This is a genomic window from Limnohabitans sp. Rim8, from assembly GCF_945869175.1.
Lineage (GTDB): Bacteria > Pseudomonadota > Gammaproteobacteria > Burkholderiales > Burkholderiaceae_C > Limnohabitans_A.
On sequence record NZ_CAMBNZ010000016.1, the window covers coordinates 1 to 24,820 of the forward strand.

Below are 24,820 nucleotides of genomic sequence, written 5' to 3' on the forward strand. Positions count from 1 at the left end.
ACCCTGACCATCGATCCGACCAACAACCTGAGCAACAACACCCGGTACTTCGTGACCTTTGCCTTAGGGTCCATCAAGGACACCGCTGGCAACAACTTCGCAGGCACTTCAACCTACGATTTCACCACCATTGCGTCGGGCACAGGCCAGGTGTTCACAGGAACGCCGGGCAACGATAACTTCACAGGTACTTCAGGCAATGACACGATGTCTGGAGCTGCCGGCAACGACACACTCAGTGGTGGGGCTGGCAATGACAGCCTGGACGGCGGGACTGGCAATGACTCTTTGTATGGTGGCAAAGGCAACGACACCTACGTGGTGGACAACGCAGGCGACTTGGTCTCAGAGTTAGATACAGAAGGCACCGACACGGTGCAGTCCTCCATCAGCTACGCTCTTGGCCAGTTTGTGGAGAACCTGACCCTGACCGGTACGGCTGCCATCAATGCGACGGGCAACACCCTGCCCAACCGCTTGGTGGGCAACTCAGGCAACAACTTACTCACTGGCGGAGCTGGCAACGACACATTAACTGGTGGTAATGGGGCAGACACTCTGACAGGCGGGCAAGGCAATGACACCCTGATACTCACGGAAACGACGTTAGCCTCAGCCCTAGACGTGGTCATTTTTGCAGGCGGAAGCGGAACTGCTGGACATACTGCGCGAGTCAGTTCTCTGGGCGTGGATACCATCACAGGAATCGACTTGGGTACAAACACAAGCCCAGTGGATAAGTTGCAGTTCTCTGCTGCAGATTTTGCAATCACTGGCAGAGCATCGCTAGGAACAACTTCGTCTGATGGCAACTTCTACATCGTTACTGCTGCACCCTCATCCTTGCCTGTAGACCTCAATGGCAGCAACACCTCAAACACCGGAGCCATCGTGTTTGTTGGCGCAACCTCTGGCAGCGCAGGCGTCCAGGTTTACTACACAATCAACGAAGGATCATTCAGCTCAAACTCAGGCAACGCGGTGCTGATTGCCACGCTGACGGGCATCAACACATCCACCCTGAACGCGAGTGACCTTGAGTTTATTGCTTGATTACAACGTTCTGGCCGGTCTGATTGCCGCCAAGTGAACAAGCAGGGACCGGCTTACCAAGGCTTGGTCACTGCTGATCCAATGGTTGCAAGCAGGCAGCTTTGTGGGGCTTGTGGGTCGGCAAAAAAGCCTATCCCATAGGCTCCGTTCCAGCTGTATTCGCCCACATGATGGCCGCATCATTGCCTGAAGGGTAAAGCTTGGCGGCGGCACCGGAGGTGTCGGGTCGGCCGCCGTAGTTCAGTCTTGAGGGTTGTGATTTCATGGTGTGACGAAAGGGCGTTGGATGACGCGATCATCCTGTCACAAAGCTCTTTGCACCCTCACCATCGGGTCCATCATGGCAGGGATACCGAGCACCAATCGTCGGTTCATTTGTGTGATACTGATGCCGCCACCCTCGACGGTCGCACCCCATAACAAGGAGACAAGATGCATTTGAAACACCCCTTGAAACGCGTTCTGGCTGTGACGATCATGGCCACACTGTTGCCGCTCAGCGCGCTCGCACAATCGTACCCCTCCAAGCCGATCAAAATGATCGTGCCTTTCCCAGCAGGGGGCACAACGGACATTGTGGCCCGTTTGGTTGCGCAAAAAATGAGCGAGTCCATGGGGCAAGCTGTCACGGTCGACAACCGGGGCGGCGCTGGAGGCAACATTGGTGCAGACCTGCTGGCCAAGTCACCGGCCGATGGCTACACCATCATGATGCACAACCTGTCTTTCCCTTTGGCCGCAGTGGCTCAGGGTTTGGCCAACCGTTTGCCCTTCAACGTCGATACCGACTTTGCGGGCGTGTCGATTGCCATCTACGTTCCCTTCATCTGGACGGCCAGCCCTTCAGTACCGGCGAAAGACCTGCGCGAGTTGGCCACCTTGCTGAAAAACAACCCCAATTTGCAATACAACTACGGATCAACAGGCCCAGGCTCGACCATGCACGTTTTGGGCGAGGCCTATAAAAAAGATGCGAACGTCAACATGACGCACATTCCATTCAAAGGCGCAGCCCCCTTGAAACAAGAGATGTTGGCCGGTCGCTTGCAGGTGGGGGGGGATCAGCTGTCTTCTTCCTTGGCCGAACTCAAAGCAGGCACCCTGAAGGCCTTGGCCACCACCGCCTCCAAACGCATCGCGGGCTTGCCCGACATCCCCACGGTCAAAGAGCTGGGCTTTCCCAACTTGGAGTTAGAGGGTTGGAACGGCGTTTTTGCACCGGCCAAAACCCCCAAAGACATCATTGACCGCCTCAACAAAGAGGTGGTGGCGGCTGTGCGTCACCCCGATGTGGCCAAGCGACTGGCCGATCTTGGCGCCGAAGCGGTGGGCTCCAGCCCTGCAGCACAGGACGCCATTTTGCGCAAACAAATGGACCAGTTCCGCGGCACCATCCGCGAAATGAAGATCGACTGAGTCCGCCCTGGGCCAGCGCATGGCTGGCCCACCTTCACCTCAATGGCCGACGCCACCTTGGTTCAACCACCAAACAGGCAACTCGGTGCAGTCTTTATCGTCCAAGCCACTTTGCGCGGCTTGGTTGAATTTTTCCAAAGCCAACGACGTGAGCGGCAACTCCCTGTGTGTGCGATGACCTTGCGCCACCATCGTCCTCAGGTCTTTGCGCATGGTGGCCACATTCACAGTCACCTGATCGCTCTTTTTTTGCCTCAAGGTTTGGGCGATCATGGTGCCGCGAACCTTGAGCATGTTGGGCCCTCCGGAGCTGTCCGACAAAATGTCGATCACCCGCTGCGGGTCCAAGCCCAAGGGCTCGACCAGAGAGAGCGCTTCGCTCAGCGTTTGCCAGTACACCATCAGCGGCAGGTTGACCGCCAGCTTCATGGTGGCGCCCGCGCCATGCGGGCCCACATGCTCAACCCTTTTGCACAGGGTTTGCAGCAAGGGCAACACCTTGTCCAAATCGAGCGCATCGCCGCCCACAAACCCCAACAGCTTGCCTTCTTTGGCCGGCCCCACACTGCCGCCCACGGGGCACTCCAAAAAGACCGCGCCCAACGCAGCAATTTGGGCGGCCATGTCTTGCGCTTTGGCCGGTTGAACGGTGCTCATGTCGATGAAGATTTTGCGCTTGTCTGAGGGCGCCAGATCGCTGGCGTTGGATGTGCCGTCCATGGCAGTCAATTCGGCCAGCAAGCCGTTCGGGCCCGCATAGACCTCGTTCAAGGCCGCCTCGTCCGTGAGCAAGGTCAACACCACGTCAACCGCTGCGGTGAGCGCTTGGGGGCTTTGCGCCCACTTGGCCCCAGCATCTCGCAAGCCTTGCGCTTTGGGCGCACTGCGGTTCCAGACCGTCAGGTCATAGCCCTGCGCCAACAAGCGTGTGCCAATGGCTGCGCCCATTTTGCCAATGCCTGCGATACCGATTTTCATGGGGTCTCCTGTAGTAAGTTGTCTATTTTGCTTGGAAAACTGGCTTTTCAACAAATGGACGAGCGCCCATCAGTGGCCCGCCTTGTTCAAGAACCAAGTGCTCATCTCGCCCTTGCCTTTGACGTCAATGACACCGCGATGCTCCAATTCAAACGACTGCGTCAAGGCTTGATGGGTCGCGCCACTCATTTGGATCCGGCCCGCCAAGCCATGCGACTCCATGCGGCTGGCGGTGTTCACCACGTCACCCCAGAGGTCATACAAAAATTTGCTCTTGCCAATGACCCCAGCAACTGCCGCACCCGTGCTGATGCCAATGCGGATGTTCAGCGGGTACGGACTCTTTGCATTGAAGTCTTCAATGGCATCCAGCATGTCCAGCGACATGTGCGCAGCGCGATCGGCATGGTCGGTCACCACCACGGGCAAGCCCGCCGCCGCCATGTAGCAATCGCCAATGGTTTTGATTTTCTCAAGACCGCGGTGCTCGGCGATGTGGTCAAAACGCGTGAAGAGATCGTTCAACACGCCCACCAACACCTCGGGGCTCACGCCTTGAGAAAAAGTTGTAAAACCCACAATGTCGGCAAACAAGACGGTCACGTTGGCATAGCTGTCCACAATCGCTTGGTTCAGGTGATCGGCCGTGAGTCTGGATCGCCCTTTCAGACGCTCAGCAATGGCTTGGGGCAAGACGTTGTGCAGCAGCATCTCCGACAGCTCTTGCTCCACCAAAACTTGTTCGTACAGTTTTTGAGTCTCCAGGTTCAACAAACGCACTTGCAGCAGGTTTTTCACCCGTGCCAAAACCTCGGCAATGTCAAACGGTTTGCTGACAAAGTCCAAAGCACCGACCTTCAAGGCCCTGAGTTTTTCATTGGGCTGGGCGGTGATGACCAGAACCGGCAGGGTGCCGTCTGTCTCTATCGCCTGCAGACCCTCCATCACTTGGAAACCATCCATCTGCGGCATGTTGAGGTCCAAAAGGATCAGGTCGTACCGGTTTTGTCGGTGCAAATCACTGACCTCGGTCGGGTTTTGCGTCGAAGTGATAACGCTGTAGCCTGCGCTGCGCAGCAAGCGCTCGAGCAAGAGCACGTTGGCGGCTTGGTCGTCCACGATGAGCAGTTTGGCTTTCAGGATGTTGGAGGTGTGGATCACGCTTGATTCCGTCGGTGAATGAATGAGGGGGGGGTAAGACTCCAACAGTGCGACAAAGGCTTCAGGTCTGGGACCCGTCGGTTGGCTTGGGCGAGCCGGGATTTTTTTGGGCCCAATCGAGCGCCAAGTCCAAGGTGCTCATCAACTCTTCCACCACGATGGGCTTGGTCAGGTACCGAAAGAAACCCAGTTGCCGGCCCACTTCAATGTCCCGCGCCATGGCATTGGCGCTCAAGGCCACCACAGGGATATGCGCTGTCGCCACGTCTTCCCTGAGCGCCTTCAAGGCATCGATACCGCTGATGCCAGGCAAGTTGATGTCCATCAAAATCAAGTCTGGCAAGGCCGAGCGTGCCAGCGCGATGCCGGCTGAGCCATCGACGGCCTTCAGCAGCGCCATGTCTGTACGCCGATCGATCAAGCGTTCGACCAACTTCATATTGGCCGGGTTGTCTTCGATGTACAAAAGCGTTTTCACAGGGGCGTCCACCGGTTCACTGGCCAGCTTGGGCACCACCTCCTCCCGCGTGATGGCCTTGAGTTCTGGGGCCGGCGTGCTGCGCAACTCCACCCAAAACACACTCCCCTTGCCTACTGTGCTGTCCACCCCCAAAACACCCCCCATCAGTTCGACCAATTGCTTGGTGACCACCAAACCAATACCGGTACCGGCCACACTGCCTGCCTCTTGTCCTAAGCGGTTGAACGGTTGAAACAGTTGCGCCAGTTTGTCGGGTGGCAAACCCGCACCTGTGTCTTGGAAACTGATGCGAACGCGGTCCGATGACCCCAAGGCGTATGTCACATTCACTTGACCCTTGCTTTCGTTGTATTTGATGGCGTTCGACAGCAAATTGATGACGATTTGCTTGAGCCTTGTCTGATCCGCCCACACGAAGCTGGACTGCTCAAACTGCGGAAAAGTCATGAGGATGCCCCGCTCTTGTGCCTGCGCTTCCATCATGGCTTGGCATTCGGACAACACCTCTGACAAGGCCACGGGTTCCAGCGACAAAGACACTTTCCCGGACTCGACCACGGAGAGGTCCAGAATCTCGTTGATCAACTTCAAAAGGTGCCAACCTGCCTGGAGAATTTGGGTGATGCTTTCTTTTTGGGAATCGGAAGGCGCAGGCGTGGCCGTGGCCATCAGCTGCGCGAACCCCAAAATGGCATTCAGTGGCGACCTCAGCTCGTGGCTCATGCCCGATAAGAAATCAGATTTCGCCAAGTTGGCCTTTTCTGCGGCAGATTTGGCACTCTCCATTTCCACATTGGTTTCTTGCAAAGCTTGTTCAAAGCGCTTGCGCTCGGTGACATCCCGAGCGGCAGCAAAAACGCCTTGCAAAGTGCGGTCTCGGTCATAAAAGGTGGTGGCGTTGTATGAAACCACCGTTTTCTTGCCATCACGGGCACAGGCTGTGAGCTCGTAATCGGTGACTTTTTTGTCGCTCAGCACCAGCTTGATGCCCGCCTCCGCCCGCGCTGGATCGGTGAAATAACTTTTGAATGGCGCGCCAATGAGTTCGTCACGGGTGCAGCCAGTGAGCGCTTCCATTTGCTTGTTGACGTCGGTGATGATGCCGGCCGGATCGGTCGTCATCAAGGCATCGATGTTGGACTCGATCAGCGAGCGCGTGTAGAACTGTTGGTCCCGCAAGCGCTGGTCCAGCTTCTGCTGCTCGGCCTCCACCTGTTTGCGGGCGGTGTTATCGGTGCCAATCAACAAATACCCAATGATCACCTTGTCGATGTCACGCAAGGCCGTGACCGAGACCACCGCCGGAAAACGGCTGCCGTCTTTGCGGATGTAGGTCAGCTCGTAAATGTCTTCGATGCCCCGCGATGCTTTGAAAACCAGCGCCTCAAATCCCGGCGTGATGGGCGTGTGAAACTCTGCACTCAAGGCACCTGCGCGGGTGATCAGCTCTTGGGGGTCTGAGATCTCGGCCGGGGTGATGGTGTTCATCACCTCGGCTGCCAAATACCCCAACATGCGCTCAGCGCCCACATTGAAAATCTGGATCACGCCCTTGGCATCGGTGGCGATGCTGGAGAAGTTGGCGCTGTTGAAAATGGCGTTTTGCAACGCCCCTGCTTTGATGACCGCTTCTTCTCGTCGAACTTCAGTGACGCCCTCCTGCGTAACGCGACCAACATCTAGAGAATGGTGTGGATTCATGAGGTGGTGTGGCGATCGGTCGCGCAGGTTTGAAAAGTGAGCATGCTTGCATGATGGGTCTGAGCGACAAGCCCTTTCAACAAAGAGGGGTGATATCCAAGAAATGCGGGCCCAAGGCCCAAGGCAAAGAGGTCAGGCCTGAAGGTGTCCCACGATAGCAGCAGACGCGGCCTTGTGCGGCATGCCCTTGTGCTGGGTTGCTCGTCAAACGGGCTTCCAACAGGTCAATGAACCCATACAGCCCCCATGGGTAACAGGACGCACTGCCCCTTTAAGGGGTCTATCGGTATCTTGCCGCCGTGATCAATTGACCTGCGGTTTCACACCCCAAACTTGAGTTCACTTGCGTAGATGCCCCCCGCAAAGCCTGCGCCCGCGAATGCCAGATGCGATGCCACAAGCAGCACTCGTTTGCGGGTGCTCATGACGGTGTGTGACCGCTGTGCGCCGCCAGCGCCTTGCCCACTTCCAGTGCGCCTTGGGCTGAGCCCGAAAGCGGCACCGTCTCGCCTTGGCGATCGGTCACCTGCGCCATAGCGGCAGCCAGGCGCTCTGCGGTATCGGGGCCGGTGCCCAGGTACACGCCTTGGGTCAGGGTGATGTGTGCCACCTCAAAGCTGCCAGCACCCGCGCAAATGATGGTGCGATTGGGCGCGTCAATGCTGGCCATGACCAGCATGGCCGGCACCACAGCGCTGGGCTCCAGCGCCTGCAACACTTGTTCGGGCATCAGGCCTTCGGTCATGCGGGTGGCGGCCGTCGGGGCCAGGCAGTTCACCCGGATGTTGTTTTTTTCGCCCTCAATGGACAAGGTTTGCATCAAGCCCGCCAAGGCCATTTTGGCGGCGCCATAGTTGGCTTGGCCAAAGTTGCCATACAAACCACTGGACGAGGTGGTCATCACCACGCGGCCATAGTTTTGCGCTTGCATGAGGGGCCACACGGCCTGGGTGCAGTGCACCGCCCCCATCACATGCACATCCATCACCAACCTGAAGTCGGCCAAGGCCATCTTGGCAAAGCTCTTGTCGCGCAAGATGCCCGCGTTGTTGACCAAAATGTCCACCCGGCCCCAAGCGTCCACCGCTTGCTGCACCATGGCTTTGACCGCCTCCAAGTCGGTGACCGATGCACCGTTGGCCATGGCTTCACCCCCCGCAGCGCGGATCTCGTCCACAACGGCCTGCGCCGCCGACACCGAGCCGCCCACGCCGTGCACATCGCCCCCCAGGTCATTCACCAGCACTTTGGCCCCGCGTGCCGCCAACGCCAGCGCGTGCTGCTTGCCCAAGCCGCCACCTGCACCGGTGACGATGGCCACGCGGCCTTTGAAATCGATGCTCATGCGTTTTCCTTGCTTTGAATGGGTGTGAACAGGTGACAGGTCTTGGGCCAAGCGTCTGATAACCTGACTTCGTACCCCGATCAACACCCACTTTAAATCAAGCAGCCCTTGGGCTGTGTTGCACGATTGACAGATTGCCCATGGAACTGAACACCCAAACCATCACCACACCGCCGCTGGACTCTGCCTCGGTGGTTTTGCTGCGAGACAGCGCACAAGGTCTGCAAGTGCTGCTGCTCAGGCGTCACCAAGCGTCCAGCGTGTTCGGCGGGGCTTGTGTGTTTCCCGGCGGCAAACTCGACCTTGCCGACCAAAGCCCCGAGGTGCTGTCTCGCCTGAGTCAAGACACCAACACCTTGCACCGACGTCTGGGCGAGCCGGAATTGAAGCCAGATCGGGCCGCAGGCTTGTTCGTCGCGGCCATTCGGGAAGCGTTTGAGGAGTGCGGCATCTTGTTGGGTCAGGCTTTGACCGAGGATGCCCACACCGGCGTGTCGACTGACTTGCAAGCCCTGCAAAAGGCTTTGGCCAGCGGGCAAAACTGGTCACAGGCGTTTCAAACTTTGTCGCTTCGGCTGGCCACCGATGCCTTGGTGCCTTGGACCCGGTGGATCACGCCTCGGCAAGCCTCGGTGGCGAACAAGCGCTTTGACACCCGCTTTTTCATGGCGCGTGTGCCTGAAGGCCAAACTGCTGCGCACGACAACCACGAGACCACCGAAACGCTGTGGACCACCCCCCGAGAAGCACTGCTGCGCTATTGGGACCACGACATTGAGCTGGCACCACCCCAAATCATGGGCTTGGTCCATTTGGCAAAGCACCCAAACACCCACAGTGCCCTGTCGGAAGCGCAAAGCCGCCAGCCACCGGTGGTAGAGCCCGAACCCTATGACCAAGATGGGGTCCGCACCATTTGCTACCCCGGAGACCCCAGGCACTCGATCCCCAAAGCGGCTTTCCCGGGCCCGACGCGCTTGATGTTCAAAAACAAACGTTTCGAGCCCGTCACAGGTCTGGCCGGTTTGTTGGATTGACCGACTTGGAGGTTACAATTTGTAACCTTATTGGACATGACCCCTCTTGACTTTATGAGCTCATCCACTTCGCCCACTTACCTGTCTGTTGAACGGGCCATGGAATTCATTGGTGATGCCAACGGGGTCTTGACCCTGCTGAAAACTTTGCACCAAACCCTGGGGGAAGAATTGCCGCGCATCCAAGCCATGCTGGACCAAGGCGATCTGCACGGCGCCAACCGCTTATTGCACCAACTCAAAGGCTTCACGCCCGTGTTTTGTGTCGACAGCCTGGTGGAACAGGTGGTGAGTGTGGAACACCTGAGCAAACACGCCGAACCCTCGGATGTCCTTAGCGCTTACATGCGCCTGGCCCCCCAACTGGCGACGCTTCGAAGCGAAGTCGCGCACCACCTGAGTCTTCACTCGACGGCCTGAACGGCCAGCCACTGGTCGATCTTGGAAGGGTCGTGCAGCAGGCGCAACTGATCGAAGGCCTCTTGCGCCTCTGGATAGACCCGGCGCAAGTAATTGAGCCATTGCTTGAGCCGTCCCGCCCTGTGTCGAGGCGCCACGCGCAAAGCAATGCCCTGCCAAAACAGCCGCATCAAACCCACAATCTGACGCCATGACACGGCGCTTGGCACAGCGCCACTGGACCTCGCATCGTGCTGCGCGATCGCCAAAGCCAGCCCCGGATCCGCCACCATGCCTCGCCCGATCATCAAGCGCTCACAACCGGTCACCTCACGGCAACGCAAAGCGTCCGACAAAGTCCAGATTTCGCCATTGGCCACCATGGGCATGCGCACATGCTGGCGCAAGTCGGCAATCCGGTCCCAATAAGCCGGTGGTCGGTAGCCATGGGCCTTGGTGCGGGCATGCACCACCAAATCGCTGGCCCCGGCGGCTTCGATGGCTAAGGCACACGCTTCGGCTCGGCTGTCGTCGTTGTAGCCCAAGCGCATCTTGGCCGAAACCGGGATATGCGCAGGCACCGCCCGGCGCACCGCCGCCACGATTTGGCCCACCAACTCGGGTTCATCCAACAAGACCGCGCCACCTCGGTGCTGGTTCACGGTTTTGGCGGGGCAGCCAAAATTCAAATCAATGCCCGCCGGCCCCAGCTGGGCCAAGGCCGCCGCATTCGCCGCCAAATAATCGGGGTCAGACCCCAATAATTGCACCCTGACGGGAACCCCCGCCACAGTGCGGCTTTGGTTGAGCAACTCGGGGGCCACGCGAATGAAGGCGCGGCGCGGCAGCACCGTGTTGGTCACGCGGATGAATTCGGACACGCACAAATCCACCCCGCCTACCCGTGTGAGCATGTCGCGCAAGGTGTGGTCGAGCAGCCCTTCCATAGGGGCCAGCAGGACGCGTGCCCCCAAAGTCATCCGCCCAGCTTGCGCTTGAGGCGCACCTCTTCCACTTTCACGCCGCCCAAGGGCACGGTGCGGGCGGTGTTCATCTCGCGCTTGAAGCCAGCCAGGTCATGAAAGCGCAAGGTTTGTTCGTGCAGCAAAGGCAGCCAAACCGTGACATCGGTGCAGTCTTCGTCTTGAAGGCCTTCGCGAGCGGCGTCCCACAGGGCCAAACCCACGCCTTGGCCGATGCGGTTGGGCGCAGCGTAAATGGCCCAGATCTCGCCCGTGGTGTTTTTGGACTTCGGATCGCGAGAACGGTCAAAACCCACAAAACCCACAATTTCTGAACCATCGACCGCCACCATGACTTGCGGCTCACCGTATTCGATCGCTTCTTTCCAGAACGACACGCGTTTGGGCATGGGCGTGGCATCCCAATGGGCTTCTGGCACTTGCCCTGCATAGGCGGCGCGGCAGGCGCTCACATGCAATGCAGCCACAGCAGGGGCGTCTTGGAGGCTGGCGAATCGGACTTGGATATCGGACATGGCTTGAAAAGATGAGTAAAAACAAGAGGCCAAAAGCCTGGGGTTTTGGCGCAAAGCCCGACATTGTCGCCGCTTCGGTTATCTTCAAACCATGAGGACCTTTTTCATTGCACGATTTTTGCACTCAGGGCTGGGCTCACCCCAGCGAATTGAACACGCCCGCCAGACCGCCGTATCTGCTTTCAACCGTGTCGCCATCGTTGCGCTGCTCATCTCAGCTGCGCTGACAGCATGGCCCGTCAACGCACAAACACCCGCCCGATTTGCCGATGACATGGCCGAGCGCACCCGCGCATGCACCGCTTGCCATGGTGACCAAGGCCGCGCCGGGCCGGATGGTTACTACCCCCGACTGGCGGGCAAACCCGCAGGTTACCTGCACAACCAGCTGCGCAATTTCGCGCAAGGCCGACGCCATTACGAACTGATGACCCGTTTGGTCGACCCTTTGACAGATGACTACATGGGCGAGATGGCGCAATACTTTGCCAACCTGAAACTGCCCTACCCCGCCCCCACCGCGAGCAATGCCATCACGACCGAGCGCCTGGCCAAAGGCCAGCAACTGGTCTCGCAAGGTGACGCCACCCGTGGCCTGCCCGCTTGCACCCAGTGTCACGGCACCCGCCTGACGGGTGTTCAGCCGAACGTACCCGGTCTGCTGGGCTTGCCGCTGGACTACTTGAACGCCCAATTGGGCGCCTGGCAAACCGGGCAACGCCGCGCGCACGCCCCAGACTGCATGGCCGAAATCGTCAAGCGCATGCCGGCACAAGACCTGATCGCGGTGTCCAGCTGGCTGGCCCGCCAGCCCCTGCCAGCGGACGCACGACCCGCCGATCGCCCTCCAGCCGGTCCCGCCTTGCCCGAAGCCCTGCGCTGCGGCAGTGCGCCGGAACTCTCGGCCGCACGCCAAGCGAACGCAGGAGCCCGCCCATGAAGCCAGCGCTCCAGCTTATGCATCCGGTCAAACGACTGGTGTGGGTCACCCTGCTGAGTCTGATCATGCTGGCCCTTGGCGTGGTGGTGGACAACTGGGGCGACCTGTTGCTGCCGTCCCAAGCCTCCCCTTCTGCTCGGGTGCAAGCCACAAAAGCCCAAGTTGAACAAGGCCGTTACCTGGCCTTGGCCGGTAACTGCATGGCCTGCCACACCAACCGGGGCGGCACACCTTGGGCGGGCGGGCGACGCATCCAGACGCCCTTTGGTGGCGTGTACAGCAGCAACCTCACGCCCGACCCCGAAACGGGTTTGGGCCGATGGACCGCCCAAGACTTTTGGCAAGCCATGCACCTGGGCCGCTCGAAAGACGGACGCTTGCTGGCCCCGGCTTTTCCCTACAACCACACCAGTGTGGTGACGCGTGAAGACAGCGACGCGGTGTTTGCATGGCTCAGCAGCATGCCCCCCGTGACGCAAGCCCAACCGGCCCACACCCTGGCCTGGCCCTTGGGCACGCAGCCGGCCTTGGCCGTTTGGCGCAGCCTGTATTTCCAACCCAGCCCCTTTGAGGCTGACAAAGCCCAAACAGCCGAATGGAACCGTGGGGCCTATTTGGTCAAAGGCCTGGGCCACTGCGCTGCCTGCCACAGCCCGCGCAATGCCTTGGGAGCCAGTGGCGCGGTGGACGACTTGTCGGGCGGGCTCATACCGGTGCTCAACTGGTACGCCCCTGACCTGACCCGTGACGCCGAAACTGGCATGGCCAGCACGCCTTTGCCAGAGATCGTGCGCCTGCTGCGAACTGGCGCTTCGAGCACGGCACAAACCAACGGGCCCATGGGAGAGGTGGTGCAGCACAGTCTGCAACACCTGACTGAGGCAGACCTGCAGGCCATGGCGGTGTATTTGCAATCGCGGGCGCAACACACAGCGCAAGCCTTGCCTGCACAAGCCAAGCCCACCCGCGTCACGCTGCAGGTGGCCAACCAAGGCGCCAAGGTTTACGAACGCCAGTGCCTGCAATGCCATGGCGAACAAGGCGCGGGTGTGAAAACCGCATCAGGCGAAGTCGCTTATCCGGCCTTGGCCGGCAACCGCGCCGTGTTGCTGAAAGACCCGACCAACCTGGTGCAACTGGTGCTTTACGGTGGCTACGGCCCCACCACGGCAGGTCACCCTCGCCCGTTTGGCATGCCGCCTGCTGTTTTGGAACTCGACGATCGGGACATTGCTGCGGTGCTCACCCACCTGCGCACCCAATGGGGCAACCAAGCAGGGGAAGTCACGCCTTTGCAGGTCAACCGGATTCGGGCGGCTCAAGGTCAGTGACCCTGTTCAAGCTCTGACAAAAGCGGGGGCGAACTGTCATGTTCGGCAACTTGAAGGCCCTATGACACCGCTAGCATGTGGACATGTCACAACACCTTTACATCCTCACGGGCGCCTCGCGCGGCATGGGCCTGGCCATGGCCCAGCAATTGTTGAAACCCGGCAACACCCTGCTGTGCCTCTCACGCCACAGCAGTTCTGATTTGACCGCCGCCGCCCAAAAGGCAGGCGTCACACTGATCCAATGGCACCAAGACCTGGCCGATGGCGAAGGTGCCAGTGAGCGCTTACATGCATGGTTGCAGGGTCAAAATCCAGCAGATTTCGCCAGCGCCCACTTGATCAACAATGCAGGCGTCATCCCACCGATCTTGCCCATGCGGCAATCCAAGCCCGCAGATCTGGCCAAGGCCTTGCGGGTGGGTCTGGAAGCCCCCATGGCTTTGTGCGCGGCTTTTTTGGCAGCCACACACCTTTGGACCCTGCCACGCAAAGTGCTCAACATTTCATCGGGCTTGGGCCGTTACCCCATGGCCTCACAAGCGGGTTATTGCGCGGCCAAAGCGGGCATGGACCATTTCACACGCTGCATGGCGCTGGACGAGGCCCTGAGCAGCCATGGGGCCAAAGTCTGTTCACTGGCCCCGGGCGTGATCGACACCGACATGCAGGTGCAAATGCGCGGTGCTGCGGGTGAAGCTTTCCCCGATCAAAACAAGTTTTTGCAACTCAAGGCGCAAGGCCAGCTGAGCACACCCGAGCAGGCTGCCGGGTTGGTGTTGCGTTTTCTGGCCCGGCCAGACTTCGGTCATGAACCTGTGGCCGACGTCCGGGCTTGATTGTCAGGCCGCTGTAGCCTTCCCGCACGACACTGTGGTGATGTTGGCCATTTCATTTTTTCAAATCGGAGACCTTTCCCATGAGCCGTGAAGTTGTTGTTGTCAGCGGTGTGCGCACCGCCATTGGTACCTACGGCGGCAGCCTGAAGGACATCGCCCCCACCGAGTTGGCCGCACAAGTGGTGCGCGAAGCCCTGGCCCGTGCGGGCACCGAAGGCCAAGACGTGGGCCATGTGGTGTTCGGCCATGTGGTCAACACCGAACCCAAAGACATGTATTTGTCCCGCGTGGCGGCCATCAACGGCGGCTGCGCCGAAGGCACCCCGGCTTTCAACGTCAACCGCCTGTGCGGTTCGGGCTTGCAGGCCATCGTCAGCGCCAGCCAATCCATTATGTTGGGTGACTGCGACATCGCGATTGGCGGCGGCGCTGAAAACATGAGCCGCGGCCCCTACGCATCTCTCAGCGCCCGCTGGGGTGCCCGCATGGGTGACAGCAAGATGGTTGACATGGTGCTCGGCGCCCTGCACGACCCGTTCCACACGATCCACATGGGCGTGACGGCTGAAAACGTGGCCGCCCGATATGGCATCACCCGCGACATGCAAGACGCGCTGGCCGTTGAAAGCCACAACCGCGCCGAACGCGCTACGGCAGCCGGTTACTTCAAAGACCAGATCATGCCGGTCATGCTGAAAAGCAAAAAGGGCGATGTGGCCTACGTCACCGACGAGCACGTCCGCCCCGGCTGCAAATTGGAAGACATGGCCAAGCTCAAGCCCGTGTTTTTGAAAGAAAACGGCACCGTGACCGCAGGCAACGCCTCGGGCATCAACGACGCCGCCGCCGCTGTGCTGCTGATGGAAGCCAGCGCGGCCAAGGCCCGGGGTGCCAAGCCGATGGCCCGCTTGGTGGGTTATGCCCACACCGGTCTGGACCCCAAGATCATGGGCGTGGGCCCGATCTCGGCCACACACGCGGTGCTCAAAAAAACCGGCCTGAGCGTGAACGACCTGGACGTGATCGAAGCCAACGAAGCTTTTGCTGCCCAAGCCTGCGCCGTGACGCGCGAGTTGGGCCTGGACCCGGCCAAGGTCAACCCCAACGGCTCAGGCATTTCTCTGGGCCACCCGATTGGGGCCACGGGTGCTTTGATCACCGTGAAAGCCCTGTACGAGCTGCAACGCGTGAACGGCCGCTACGCGCTGGTGACCATGTGCATCGGCGGTGGTCAAGGCATTGCGGCGATTTTTGAGCGCATGTGATGCCCTGGGACTGATCTGAAGCGAAAATTCAGGTCAGCACAGCGCCGCCGTCACCACCACCTCGATCCAATAGGCCGGATCGGCCAGCGCTGCTTGCACTGTGGCGCGGGGTGGGGCGCTGCCTGGCACCACCCAGGCGTCCCACACCTCGTTCATGGCCTTGATGTCGGCGATGTCTTTCAAGTAGATCTGGGTGCGCAAGATGCGGGTTTTGTCACTGCCCGCCTCCAACAGACGCTCCTCAATTTGGCGCAGCACATCGGCGGTCTGGCTGCGGATGTCGGTGGCCTCGCACTCGGGCACCATGCCTGCCAAATACACCACACCATTGAAAATGGCCGCTTCGCTGTAACGTGCTGCCACATGCAGCCGCTTCAACTCTGTGTTCATGGCTTTTTGAGGCCCAGTTTGGATTCGGTGCCCGCCAACAGGCGGTGGATGTTGTCACGGTGACGCCACACCAAAAGCAAGGCCATGGCGGCCAAACACACAACTTCAGGGGCCGTTGCCTGCCATGCCACCCCACTGCCAAACAAATAGAAGGTCGGCGCAAACACCGCCGCCACCATCGACGCCAAGGACACATAGCGGCTGAAGTACACCACGATGGCAAAAGTCAAAACAGTCGCCAAGGCCAAGGGGCCATTGACACCCACCACCACGCCCACCGCCGTGGCCACGCCCTTGCCGCCCACAAATCCGAAAAACACCGGGAACAAATGCCCCAAAAATGCGGCCAAGCCTGCGGCAGCAGCCACGCCAACACCCAGACCCCAGTCCGGCCCCAGCGTCAACACCAAAGCCACGGGCAACCAGCCTTTGGCGGCATCCAGCAGCAAGGTCAAAATCGCGGCTTTTTTGCTGCCCGAGCGCAGCACATTGGTGGCACCGGGGTTTTTACTGCCATAGCTGCGCGGGTCGTTCAGCCCCATCCAGCGGCTGACGATCACTGCAAAACTCAGCGAGCCCAGCAAATAACTGGCCACGACCACGACTACGGGCATCATCCAATCCATCAGCGTCTCCCTTGTTTTCTTCAGGGCTTCATTCTGCCAGCGCGCAGTTCACAGCTTGCGCATTCAGCAACTGCATGCAAACCTGCGGCGCAATGCCCACCAGATAACCCCGCCTGCCACCGTTGATGCAAATGCGCGGCAAAGTCAGAATCGTTTCTTCGATGTAGACCGGCATGGCCCGGCGCGTGGCAAAAGGAGAAGTCCCGCCCACCAGGTAGCCGCTGTGCCGGTTGGCCACATCGGGGGCGCAAGGTTCGATGGATTTGAGGCCCACTTGCCTGGCCAGGTTTTTGGTGGACACCTTGCGGTTGCCGTGCATCAACACCACCAGCGGCTTGGCATCCTGGTCTTGCATGATCAGGGTCTTGACCACGGCAAACGGGTCCATGCCCAGCACTTGGGCGCTGTGCTGTGCTCCGCCATGTTCCAAATACTCGTAAGGGTGCTCGGTGAACGCCACCCCGTGCTGGCGCAAGAATGCCGTGGCCGGGGTTTCGCTGACTTTGTCTTTCTTGACCATTGCCTCAATTCACAAAGCTGGGTCGCGCAATTCCCAACGGATATCGTCAATCGCCTTGAGCACTTCGGGCGTCAGCTGTGTGCTCCACGCGGCCAAGTCTTCATTCAGTTGCGCCAGCGAGGTCACCCCGATGATGGTGCTGGTCACGCTCCAGCGGTGGTAGCAAAACGCCAAAGCCATCTGCGTGGGCGTCATGCCGTTGTCCCGCGCCAACTGGTTGTAGCGGCGAGCAGCCACCAGCGCCTCAGTACGGCCCCAGCGCTGCTTGCGCATCGAGTCGTAGCGGGCGATGCGGCCGCCGTCGGGCACCAGCGGGCCTTTCAAATCGTCGTGGTCGTACTTGCCAGTGAGCAAACCAAAGGCCAGGGGCGAATAAGCCAGCATGGACACGTTCAGGCGGTAGCAGGTTTCGTCCAGCCCGTTGTCATAGGTGCGGCTGACCAGGGCGTATGGGTTTTGCACCGTGGCCACTCGGGGCAAGCCGTGCTGCTCGGCCAAGCGCACAAATTCGTGCACGCCATAAGGCGTTTCATTGGACAAACCGATGTAACGCACCTTGCCTGCCTTGACCAGCTTGGACAAAGCTTCGAGCTGTTCATGGATGGAGGTGATTGACTTGTCTTTGGCCGGGTCAAAGTAGGTCATGCCAAACACTGGCACGTGACGCTCGGGCCAATGGATTTGGTACAGGTCGATCACATCGGTTTTCAGACGGCGCAGACTGGCGTCGCAGGCGTTCAGGATGTCTTGCCCCGTCATGCCCGAGCCTTCACGAATCCAAGGCATGCCCCGCGAAGGGCCAGCCACTTTGGTGGCCAATACCAATTTTTCGCGGGCACCGGGGTTGTGAGCGAACCAGTTGCCAATGAAAGTTTCTGTCGCGCCGCAGGTGTCGGCCGAAGCGGGCACGGCGTACATCTCGGCGGTGTCGATGAAATTGATCCCCGCTTCCAGCGAACGGTCCAAGATGGCGTGCGCGTCGGCTTCGTTGACCTGCTGTCCAAAGGTCATGGTGCCCAAGCAAATGGGGGTCACTTGCAGGTCGGATTGACCCAATTGAACGAGTTTCATGGTGTGTCCTGTGTTGAATTCAAGCCAGCCAGATTTCCCTGAGCAGGGAAACAAGGGGGTGGTTGGATTTTGTCACGCGTCAACGTGCCTGGGCGTGCAGCGCTGTCGCGCGTGCTTCTTCCTGCAAGCGCAGCACCCGGCGCTGCACCTTTCCCGTGGTGGTCATGGGCAGCTGGTCGATGAATTCGATCTCTTTGGGGTATTCATAGGGCGCCAACAAGCCTTTGACATGGGCCTGGAGTTCGCGGCGCACCTCGCTGTCAAAGCTGTCCCCGCCCGGTCCGGCAGGTCGGCGGGCCTGCCAGTCCGGTGACAGGACCACATAGGCCTTGACCACTGCGCCCCGGTCGGCGTCGGGCTTGGGCACCACGGCGGCGTTGGCCACGGCCGGGTGCTTGACCAGGCAGTTCTCAATCTCGCCCGGGCCAATGCGGTAGCCGGCCGCTTTGAACATGTCATCGGTACGGCCTTGGTACCAAAGGTAGCCCTCCTCGTCCGCGACGGCCATGTCGCCTGTGCGGCACCAGTCACCCGTGTATTTGGCCTGGGTGGCTTTGTCGTTGTTCCAGTAGCCCAGAAAGAACACCGGGTCGGGCTGGCCATGCACATCCAAACGGTTCACAGCCACCTCGCCGGGTGTGCCTGTGGGGCACAAGTTCCCCGCGTCGTCGATGACCGCGACCTGGTGGCCCGGATAACCCTTGCCCATGCTGCCAGGTTTGGCAGGCCAAAGGCGGGCGCAGTTGCCCACCACGTAATTGATTTCGGTTTGGCCGAACATCTCGTTCACCGTCACACCCAACTGCTCTTGGCAGTAGCCAAACACCGCATCGCCCACGGCCTCGCCCGCGCTCATCATGGCTTGCAAATTCAATTGATAGCGGACTTTCACATCGGGGACGGCCTTCATCATGGCTTTGAGCGCTGTGGGGAACAAAAAGGTGTGTGTCACGCCGTGGCTTTGCAAAATCTCGAACGCCGCCTCAGGTGAAAAACGCCCATTGAAAGCCACGATGGGCCTGCCAAAGTACAGGCTGGGCAACAAGGCGTCCATCAAGCCGCCCGTCCAAGCCCAATCGGCGGGCGACCAAAAGACGGCCTTGGACGGTCGATTGGCTTTGAATGGGTCAAAGCCAAACCAGTTTTGGCTGCACACAAAGCCCGTCAAGTTGCCGATCAGCGCCCGGTGCGGGATGAGCGCGCCCTTGGGGTTGCCCGTGGTGCCGCTGGTGTAGATCAGCACCGCCGGGTCTTGCGCCCGTGTGTTCACGGCTTTGAACGACGCGGCCTGGCTGGCCACCGCTTGCGCGCAGTCCAAGTCGGCCAGCGCCCCTGCTGAGCCGACCCCGATCAGGGTCTGCAAGCCGGGACAATCGGGCCGGGCCTGCAGCAAAGCCTGCACGGTCGATTCGTCGCACACCGCCACGTGGGCCTGGCTGTCGTTGATGCGAAAAGACAGCGCCTCGGGGCCAAACAGCATGGAAAGTGGCATGGCCACCGCGCCCATTTGCAGCACTGCCATGTAGGCCACCGCCGTTTCAAAACGCTGAGGCAACACAATCGCCACCCGGTCGCCGCGTTGCACACCCAGGCTCTGCAAAACCCGGCTCAGGCGGTTGGCCGCGGTTTGCAATTGACCGAATGTCCAGCTCTGGCCCAAGCCCTGCCCCGCCACATGCTCGCGAATGGCCACATGCCGGGCCGTGGCAGGTTGAGACGCCCAACGACCGCAACAAGCCTGCGCCATGTTGAAGCGCTGGGGCACTTTCCAGCCAAAGCCCTGGTGAATGGCCGCATAACGGTCTAGGTTGGCGGGGTTTGGGCGGTCTTGGTTGCGACTGACGCTCATCGTTTGTCTCCTTATGATGGAAAGTATGTACCAAGTCCTACGTGAATCACAAAGCTTCTGGGTGCCGCTGCGCGGCTGCCGATACCACATTCGCCAATGGGGCACACCCGCGCCGGGTGCCACCCCACTGGTTTTGGCCCACGGCTGGATGGACGTGGCCGCCTCTTGGCAATTCATGGTGGATGCCCTGAGCGAGGCCTTTGTCGCCCAACGCCCCATCATCGCCATGGACTGGCGGGGGTATGGCCTGACCGAAGCCCCTGCGACCGACAGTTACTGGTTTCCGGATTACCTGGCCGACCTGGACGCCCTGCTCGATGCGCTCTACCCGAACCAAACCATTGACTTGGTGGGCCACAGCATGGGCGGCAACGTGGTGATGATGTACGCAGGCTCTCGCCCTGAGCGAATCCGCCGACTGGTCAATTTGGAGGGCTTTGGCTTGGCTGCCACTCGGCCAGCGCAAGCGCCTGGCCGCATGACCCAGTGGTTGGACGAAGTCAAAGCCCAACGCACAGACGAGAAAGGGCTCAAGCCCTATGCCGATGCCGCAGGTGTCGCTGCCCGATTGATGAAAACCAACCGACGCTTGGGCCAGGATCAAGCCGACTGGCTGGCGCAGCATTGGGCTCGCCCGGGCTCAGACGGCCAGTGGCACATTTTGGGCGACTCTGCGCACAAGGTGATCAATCCGTATTTGTTCCACGTCGAAGAAGCGCTGGCCATGTACCAGCGCATCAGCGCCCCTGTGCTGGCCATCGAATCGTCAGACGATTCCCTCTCGCAATGGTGGAAAGGCAAATACAGCTTGGCCGAGTTTCACGAACGGCTCAAATCGGTGCCACAGCTTGAAAAAGCCACGATTGAAGACGCGGGTCACATGCTGCACCACGACCAGCCCCAAATACTGGCGGAGTTAATTGAGCCATTTTTGGCGAGCAAAGGCGCTTGATTTTCAATTCCGCTCCACCGTTGTACCGCTAGGGGCCCGGTCGAAGTGGCAACTCATGAGAAAATACATGGTTTACCGAACCGGACACTTTTCCCATGGACGCAGAACACATCAACCAAATCGGCGCATCCCTCACAGACCTGACCGCTCGTACCCACGAGCTACGGGGGTATCTTTGACTACGATGCCAAGTCTGAACGACTGAGAACCGTCAACGCATCCCTCGAAGATCCCTCGGTCTGGAACGACCCGAAAAAAGCCCAAGAGCTGGGCAAAGAGAAAAAAGCGCTCGACAGCGTGGTGGTCACCATCACCAATCTCACCCGCGAGCTGGCCGACAACCTGGAGCTCTTCGAGATGAGCAAGGAAGAAGGCGATGACGATGGCCTCAAGACCATCGAAGCCGAAGCCGTCAAACTGGCCCAATTGGTGGAAGACCTCGAATTTCGCCGCATGTTCCGCCACGAAGCCGATCCGCTCAATTGTTTTGTGGACATCCAAGCAGGTGCTGGCGGCACCGAAGCTTGCGACTGGGCCAGCATGCTGCTGCGCCAGTACATCAAATACGCCGAACGCAAAGGTTTCAAAGCCACCGTTGAAGACGAGACGCCTGGCGATACCGCAGGCATCAAGGGTGCCACCATCAAGATCGAAGGCGAGTACGCTTTTGGACTGTTGCGCACAGAAACCGGCGTGCACCGCTTGGTACGTAAAAGCCCATTTGACTCCTCGGGCGGTCGCCATACCTCGTTTGCGTCATTGTTTGTCTACCCCGAGATCGATGACTCGATCGAGATCAACATCAACCCCTCCGACGTGCGAACCGACACGTTCCGAGCCAGTGGCGCAGGCGGTCAGCACATCAACAAAACCGACTCGGCGGTGCGCCTGACGCACATCCCCACGGGCATTGTGGTGCAGTGTCAGGATGGCCGAAGCCAACACAGCAACCGCGACGTGGCTTGGCAGCGTCTGCGTTCACGCCTTTACGACTTCGAGATGCGCAAACGCATGGAAGAGCAGCAAAAGCTGGAAGACACCAAAACCGATGTGGGCTGGGGTCACCAGATCCGCAGCTATGTGCTGGACAACAGCCGCATCAAAGATTTGCGCACCAATGTCGAAATTTCGGCCACACAAAAGGTGCTCGATGGCGACCTCGATGCATTCATCGAAGCCTCACTGAAACAAGGCCTCTGACCCGGTCAGACCTCAACCAAAACGGAGTTAGTGATGCGTGAAGGACAACCCACTGCGATTCACCGGGAGGCTTATACCGCCCCGGCTTTTTGTATCGATACGGTCGATTTGACCTTTGATCTGGAGCCCAGCAAAACCCGCGTGCTCAACAAGATGCGCCTGCGTCGCAACCCACAGGTTACGGCACAAGCGCTGCGCTTGGATGGCGAAGACCTCAACCTGGCACGCGTGCTGGTCAACGGTGCGGGCACCTCTTTCAAGATGGATGGCGGGCAGTTGGTGCTGGAAAACCTGCCCGAAGGCCTGGACGCCTTTGATTTGGAAATCTTCACCACCTGCAACCCCGAAAAGAACACCCAGCTCATGGGTTTGTATGTCAGCAACGATTCTTTCTTCACCCAGTGCGAGGCAGAGGGTTTCCGCCGCATCACTTACTTTCTGGACCGACCGGACGTGATGGCCAGCTACACCGTCACGCTGCGTGCCGACAAGGCCAAGTACCCGGTGCTGCTGTCCAACGGCAACCTGGTCGAGCAAGGCCCTCTGGAAGACGGTCGCCACTTTGCCAAGTGGGTCGACCCGCACAAAAAGCCTTGCTACTTGTTTGCCTTGGTGGCGGGCCAATTGGTTGCCCGTGAGCAGCGCATCCTCAGCCGCAGTGGCAAAGAACATTTGCTGCAAGTGTTTGTGCGTCCCGGCGACCTGGACAAAACCGAACACGCCATGAACTCGCTGATGGCCAGTGTGGCCTGGGACGAAGCCCGCTTTGGCCTGCCACTGGACCTGGAACGCTTCATGATTGTCGCCACCAGCGACTTCAACATGGGCGCAATGGAGAACAAGGGTCTGAACATCTTCAACACAAAATACGTGTTGGCGAACCCGGCCACCGCCACCGACGTGGATTTCGGCAACATTGAATCGGTCGTCGGCCATGAGAACTTTCACAACTGGACCGGCAACCGCATCACCTGCCGTGACTGGTTCCAGCTGTCACTCAAAGAGGGCCTCACGGTTTTCCGCGATCAGGAATTCAGCCAAGATATGGCCGGTGAGGTCAGCGCCCGCGCCGTCAAGCGCATCGAAGATGTGCGCGTCTTGCGTACCGTGCAATTTGCAGAAGACGCTGGCCCCATGGCGCACCCTGTGCGCCCTGACAGCTATGTGGAAATCAACAACTTTTACACCGTCACCATCTACGAAAAAGGCTCCGAAGTCGTTCGCATGATGCAAACCCTGGTGGCCACCCCGACCGACTTGCAAGGTCGGGATGGTTTTGCCCAAGGCATGAAGCTTTACTTTGAGCGCCACGATGGCCAAGCGGTCACCTGCGACGATTTTGCACAGGCCATTGCCGACGCCAACCCGGCCTCGGCGCTGGCGCTGAATCTGGCCACATTCAAGCATTGGTACAGCCAAGCGGGCACACCGCGCCTGCAAGCGACAGGGGTTTTCAATGCGGCAGAACGCACTTACACACTCACGCTCAGCCAAAGTTGTCCAGCCACGCCAGACCAGGAACGCAAAGCGCCTTTCGTGATCCCGGTCACCCTGGGCCTGCTCAACCGGGATGGCCAAGCACTGACTTTGCAGCTGGCAGGCAGCGCGGAGGTGTCCACACAGCAAACCCTGGTGCTGACCGAGGCCAGCAGCAGCTACACCTTTGTCAACATCGACAGCGATCCTGTGCCCTCGCTGCTGCGCGCTTTCAGCGCCCCCGTGGTGCTGGAAGACGGTTTGTCTGCCGATGACCTGCTCATCTTGTTGGCGCATGACACCGACCCGTTCAACCAGTGGGAAGCGAGCCAGCGCCTGATGCTGCAAAGCGCCTTGTTGGCCATTCAGCAAAACAAGGACGTGACCGGCACGCCCGTGTTGTCGGATGCGCTGGTCGCAGCTTTGCGCAATGTGTTGCGCCACCCCCAGCTGGATGCGGCTTTCAAAGACTTGGCACTCACCCTGCCTTCAGAGAACTACATCGCTGACCAACTGGACGTGGTGGATCCGCAACGCGTGCACGGTTTGCGCGAAAACATGCGCCTTCAACTGGCCATGGCCTTACAGCCCGATTGGCAATGGGCTTGGGATGCCCACAAGCACAATGGATCCTACGTGCCAGACGCCAAGTCCAGTGGCCGCCGCGCTCTGTCGGGTTTGGCCATGGGCATGCTGTGCGTGGCTGCGGTGCAAAGCGGTGACGCCGTCACACCTGGACGTGTCTACCAGCAGTTCAAGGATGCCAGCAACATGACCGACCGTTTCAATGCCTTGTCAGCGTTGGTGGTCAGTGGGCATGCACTGGCGCAAGACGCCTTGGCGCTTTTCCACAAAATGTTCCGACAAGAACCATTGGTCATTGACAAATGGTTTGCCCTTCAAGCCAGTGCGCCCGACCGCGGTGGCGACGTTTTGCCACGCGTGCGGCAGCTCATGCAACATGCCGACTTCAGCCTGCGCAACCCCAACCGCGCCCGCAGCCTGATCTTCAGCTACTGCAGTGCCAACCCCGCAGGTTTTCACCGTGGCGATGCAGCAGGCTATGTGTACTGGAGTGAGCAGGTCTTGGCGCTGGACGCCATCAACCCGCAAGTGGCTGCGCGCTTGGCACGCGCCATGGACCGCTGGAGCCGATTGGCCGAGCCTTACCGCAGTGCAGCACGCGTGGCCATTGAACGCGTTGCGGCAAAAGCCGACCTCTCCAACGATGTACGCGAAGTGACCCAACGCGCTCTGAGCAGCAACTGAGCCCCTCCGCTGGCAACAGAATC

22 protein-coding genes are annotated in these 24,820 nt (G+C 59.7%); 11 read left to right on the forward strand and 11 right to left on the reverse strand.

Translation table 11 applies throughout. The features are described from left to right. Together Q0O19_RS04115 and Q0O19_RS04120 are read left to right on the forward strand one after the other, a co-directional pair. A partial coding sequence (locus Q0O19_RS04115; protein ID WP_295520309.1) for a calcium-binding protein occupies positions 1-1,053 on the forward strand: 1,053 nt, incomplete at its 5' end. A 432-nt stretch (positions 1,054-1,485) separates the two neighbouring features. Beyond that, on the forward strand, positions 1,486-2,469 hold the full coding sequence (locus Q0O19_RS04120) for a tripartite tricarboxylate transporter substrate binding protein (RefSeq protein WP_295520311.1): 984 nt from the start codon (positions 1,486-1,488) through the stop codon (positions 2,467-2,469). Between the two features lie 39 nt (positions 2,470-2,508). Here Q0O19_RS04120 and Q0O19_RS04125 read toward each other — a convergent pair whose 3' ends face one another. The 4 genes from Q0O19_RS04125 to Q0O19_RS04140 form a co-directional block, all read right to left on the reverse strand. After that, positions 2,509-3,501 (reverse strand): NAD(P)-dependent oxidoreductase, encoded by a 993-nt coding sequence (locus Q0O19_RS04125; RefSeq protein ID WP_366939026.1) that lies wholly within the window; start codon positions 3,499-3,501, stop codon positions 2,509-2,511. 15 nt (positions 3,502-3,516) lie between these two features. Then, positions 3,517-4,608, reverse strand: coding sequence for an adenylate/guanylate cyclase domain-containing protein (locus Q0O19_RS04130; RefSeq protein ID WP_295520315.1), 1,092 nt, complete (start codon positions 4,606-4,608; stop codon positions 3,517-3,519). 61 nt (positions 4,609-4,669) lie between these two features. Beyond that, complete coding sequence (locus Q0O19_RS04135) at positions 4,670-6,712, reverse strand: PAS domain S-box protein (protein ID WP_295520383.1); 2,043 nt, start codon at positions 6,710-6,712, stop codon at positions 4,670-4,672. 499 nt (positions 6,713-7,211) lie between these two features. Then, positions 7,212-8,135: an SDR family NAD(P)-dependent oxidoreductase gene (locus tag Q0O19_RS04140; protein WP_295520316.1), complete on the reverse strand. Its 924-nt coding sequence runs from the start codon at positions 8,133-8,135 to the stop codon at positions 7,212-7,214. A gap of 140 nt (positions 8,136-8,275) precedes the next feature. On the opposite strand from Q0O19_RS04140, the gene Q0O19_RS04145 reads away from it, so the two are divergent. Next, positions 8,276-9,172, forward strand: coding sequence for an NUDIX hydrolase (locus Q0O19_RS04145; protein WP_295520318.1), 897 nt, complete (start codon positions 8,276-8,278; stop codon positions 9,170-9,172). A gap of 54 nt (positions 9,173-9,226) precedes the next feature. Then, positions 9,227-9,592, forward strand: a complete 366-nt coding sequence (locus Q0O19_RS04150) for an Hpt domain-containing protein (protein WP_295520319.1) — start codon at positions 9,227-9,229, stop codon at positions 9,590-9,592. Here the strand turns inward: Q0O19_RS04150 and Q0O19_RS04155 are convergent. Then, complete coding sequence (locus Q0O19_RS04155; RefSeq protein ID WP_295520321.1) at positions 9,577-10,551, reverse strand: tRNA-dihydrouridine synthase; 975 nt, start codon at positions 10,549-10,551, stop codon at positions 9,577-9,579. The two genes, Q0O19_RS04150 and Q0O19_RS04155, sit on opposite strands and share 16 nt — an antisense overlap. Further along, a complete protein-coding gene (locus tag Q0O19_RS04160) occupies positions 10,548-11,069 on the reverse strand; it encodes a GNAT family N-acetyltransferase (RefSeq protein ID WP_295520323.1) in 522 nt (173 codons plus the stop codon). Before Q0O19_RS04160 ends, Q0O19_RS04155 begins: the two co-directional genes overlap by 4 nt. Positions 11,070-11,343: 274 nt before the next feature. Between Q0O19_RS04160 and Q0O19_RS04165 the strand changes: the two genes are divergently transcribed. The 4 genes from Q0O19_RS04165 to bktB all read left to right on the forward strand — a co-directional run bounded on the left by Q0O19_RS04165 (position 11,344) and on the right by bktB (position 15,444). Further along, on the forward strand, positions 11,344-12,009 hold the full coding sequence (locus Q0O19_RS04165; protein ID WP_295520385.1) for a c-type cytochrome: 666 nt from the start codon (positions 11,344-11,346) through the stop codon (positions 12,007-12,009). Further along, positions 12,006-13,340, forward strand: a complete 1,335-nt coding sequence (locus Q0O19_RS04170) for a cytochrome c (protein ID WP_295520325.1) — start codon at positions 12,006-12,008, stop codon at positions 13,338-13,340. The genes Q0O19_RS04165 and Q0O19_RS04170 overlap by 4 nt, the downstream gene beginning before the upstream one ends. 83 nt (positions 13,341-13,423) lie before the next feature. Next, positions 13,424-14,179, forward strand: coding sequence for an SDR family NAD(P)-dependent oxidoreductase (locus Q0O19_RS04175; RefSeq protein WP_295520327.1), 756 nt, complete (start codon positions 13,424-13,426; stop codon positions 14,177-14,179). Positions 14,180-14,259: 80 nt separating this feature from the next. Continuing rightward, the gene (bktB, locus tag Q0O19_RS04180) at positions 14,260-15,444 is read left to right on the forward strand and encodes a beta-ketothiolase BktB (protein ID WP_295520329.1); all 1,185 of its coding nucleotides are present in this window, start codon (positions 14,260-14,262) and stop codon (positions 15,442-15,444) included. Between the two features lie 33 nt (positions 15,445-15,477). On the opposite strand, the gene Q0O19_RS04185 is transcribed toward bktB, so the two are convergent. The 5 genes from Q0O19_RS04185 to Q0O19_RS04205 all read right to left on the reverse strand — a co-directional run bounded on the left by Q0O19_RS04185 (position 15,478) and on the right by Q0O19_RS04205 (position 19,900). Beyond that, entirely contained in the window at positions 15,478-15,834 is a 357-nt protein-coding gene (locus Q0O19_RS04185; protein WP_295520331.1) for a RidA family protein, read from the reverse strand. Beyond that, entirely contained in the window at positions 15,831-16,460 is a 630-nt protein-coding gene (gene plsY, locus Q0O19_RS04190) for a glycerol-3-phosphate 1-O-acyltransferase PlsY (RefSeq protein ID WP_295520333.1), read from the reverse strand. Before plsY ends, Q0O19_RS04185 begins: the two co-directional genes overlap by 4 nt. 28 nt (positions 16,461-16,488) lie before the next feature. After that, entirely contained in the window at positions 16,489-16,980 is a 492-nt protein-coding gene (locus Q0O19_RS04195; protein WP_295520335.1) for an aminoacyl-tRNA deacylase, read from the reverse strand. 9 nt (positions 16,981-16,989) lie between these two features. Then, positions 16,990-18,051, reverse strand: a complete 1,062-nt coding sequence (locus Q0O19_RS04200) for an aldo/keto reductase (protein ID WP_295520337.1) — start codon at positions 18,049-18,051, stop codon at positions 16,990-16,992. 79 nt (positions 18,052-18,130) lie between these two features. Next, positions 18,131-19,900, reverse strand: coding sequence for an AMP-binding protein (locus Q0O19_RS04205; RefSeq protein ID WP_295520339.1), 1,770 nt, complete (start codon positions 19,898-19,900; stop codon positions 18,131-18,133). A gap of 25 nt (positions 19,901-19,925) precedes the next feature. On the opposite strand from Q0O19_RS04205, the gene Q0O19_RS04210 reads away from it, so the two are divergent. From Q0O19_RS04210 to pepN, 3 genes are all read left to right on the forward strand, one after another. Next, positions 19,926-20,852 (forward strand): alpha/beta hydrolase, encoded by a 927-nt coding sequence (locus tag Q0O19_RS04210; protein WP_295520341.1) that lies wholly within the window; start codon positions 19,926-19,928, stop codon positions 20,850-20,852. A 95-nt stretch (positions 20,853-20,947) separates the two neighbouring features. Next, a protein-coding gene (gene prfB / locus Q0O19_RS04215) for a peptide chain release factor 2 (RefSeq protein ID WP_295520344.1) occupies positions 20,948-22,052 on the forward strand; the annotation gives its coding sequence in 2 pieces (ribosomal slippage) (positions 20,948-21,028 and positions 21,030-22,052; 1,104 coding nt in all). A 33-nt stretch (positions 22,053-22,085) separates the two neighbouring features. Further along, on the forward strand, positions 22,086-24,797 hold the full coding sequence (gene pepN / locus Q0O19_RS04220; RefSeq protein WP_295520346.1) for an aminopeptidase N: 2,712 nt from the start codon (positions 22,086-22,088) through the stop codon (positions 24,795-24,797). Positions 24,798-24,820 lie beyond the last annotated feature (23 nt).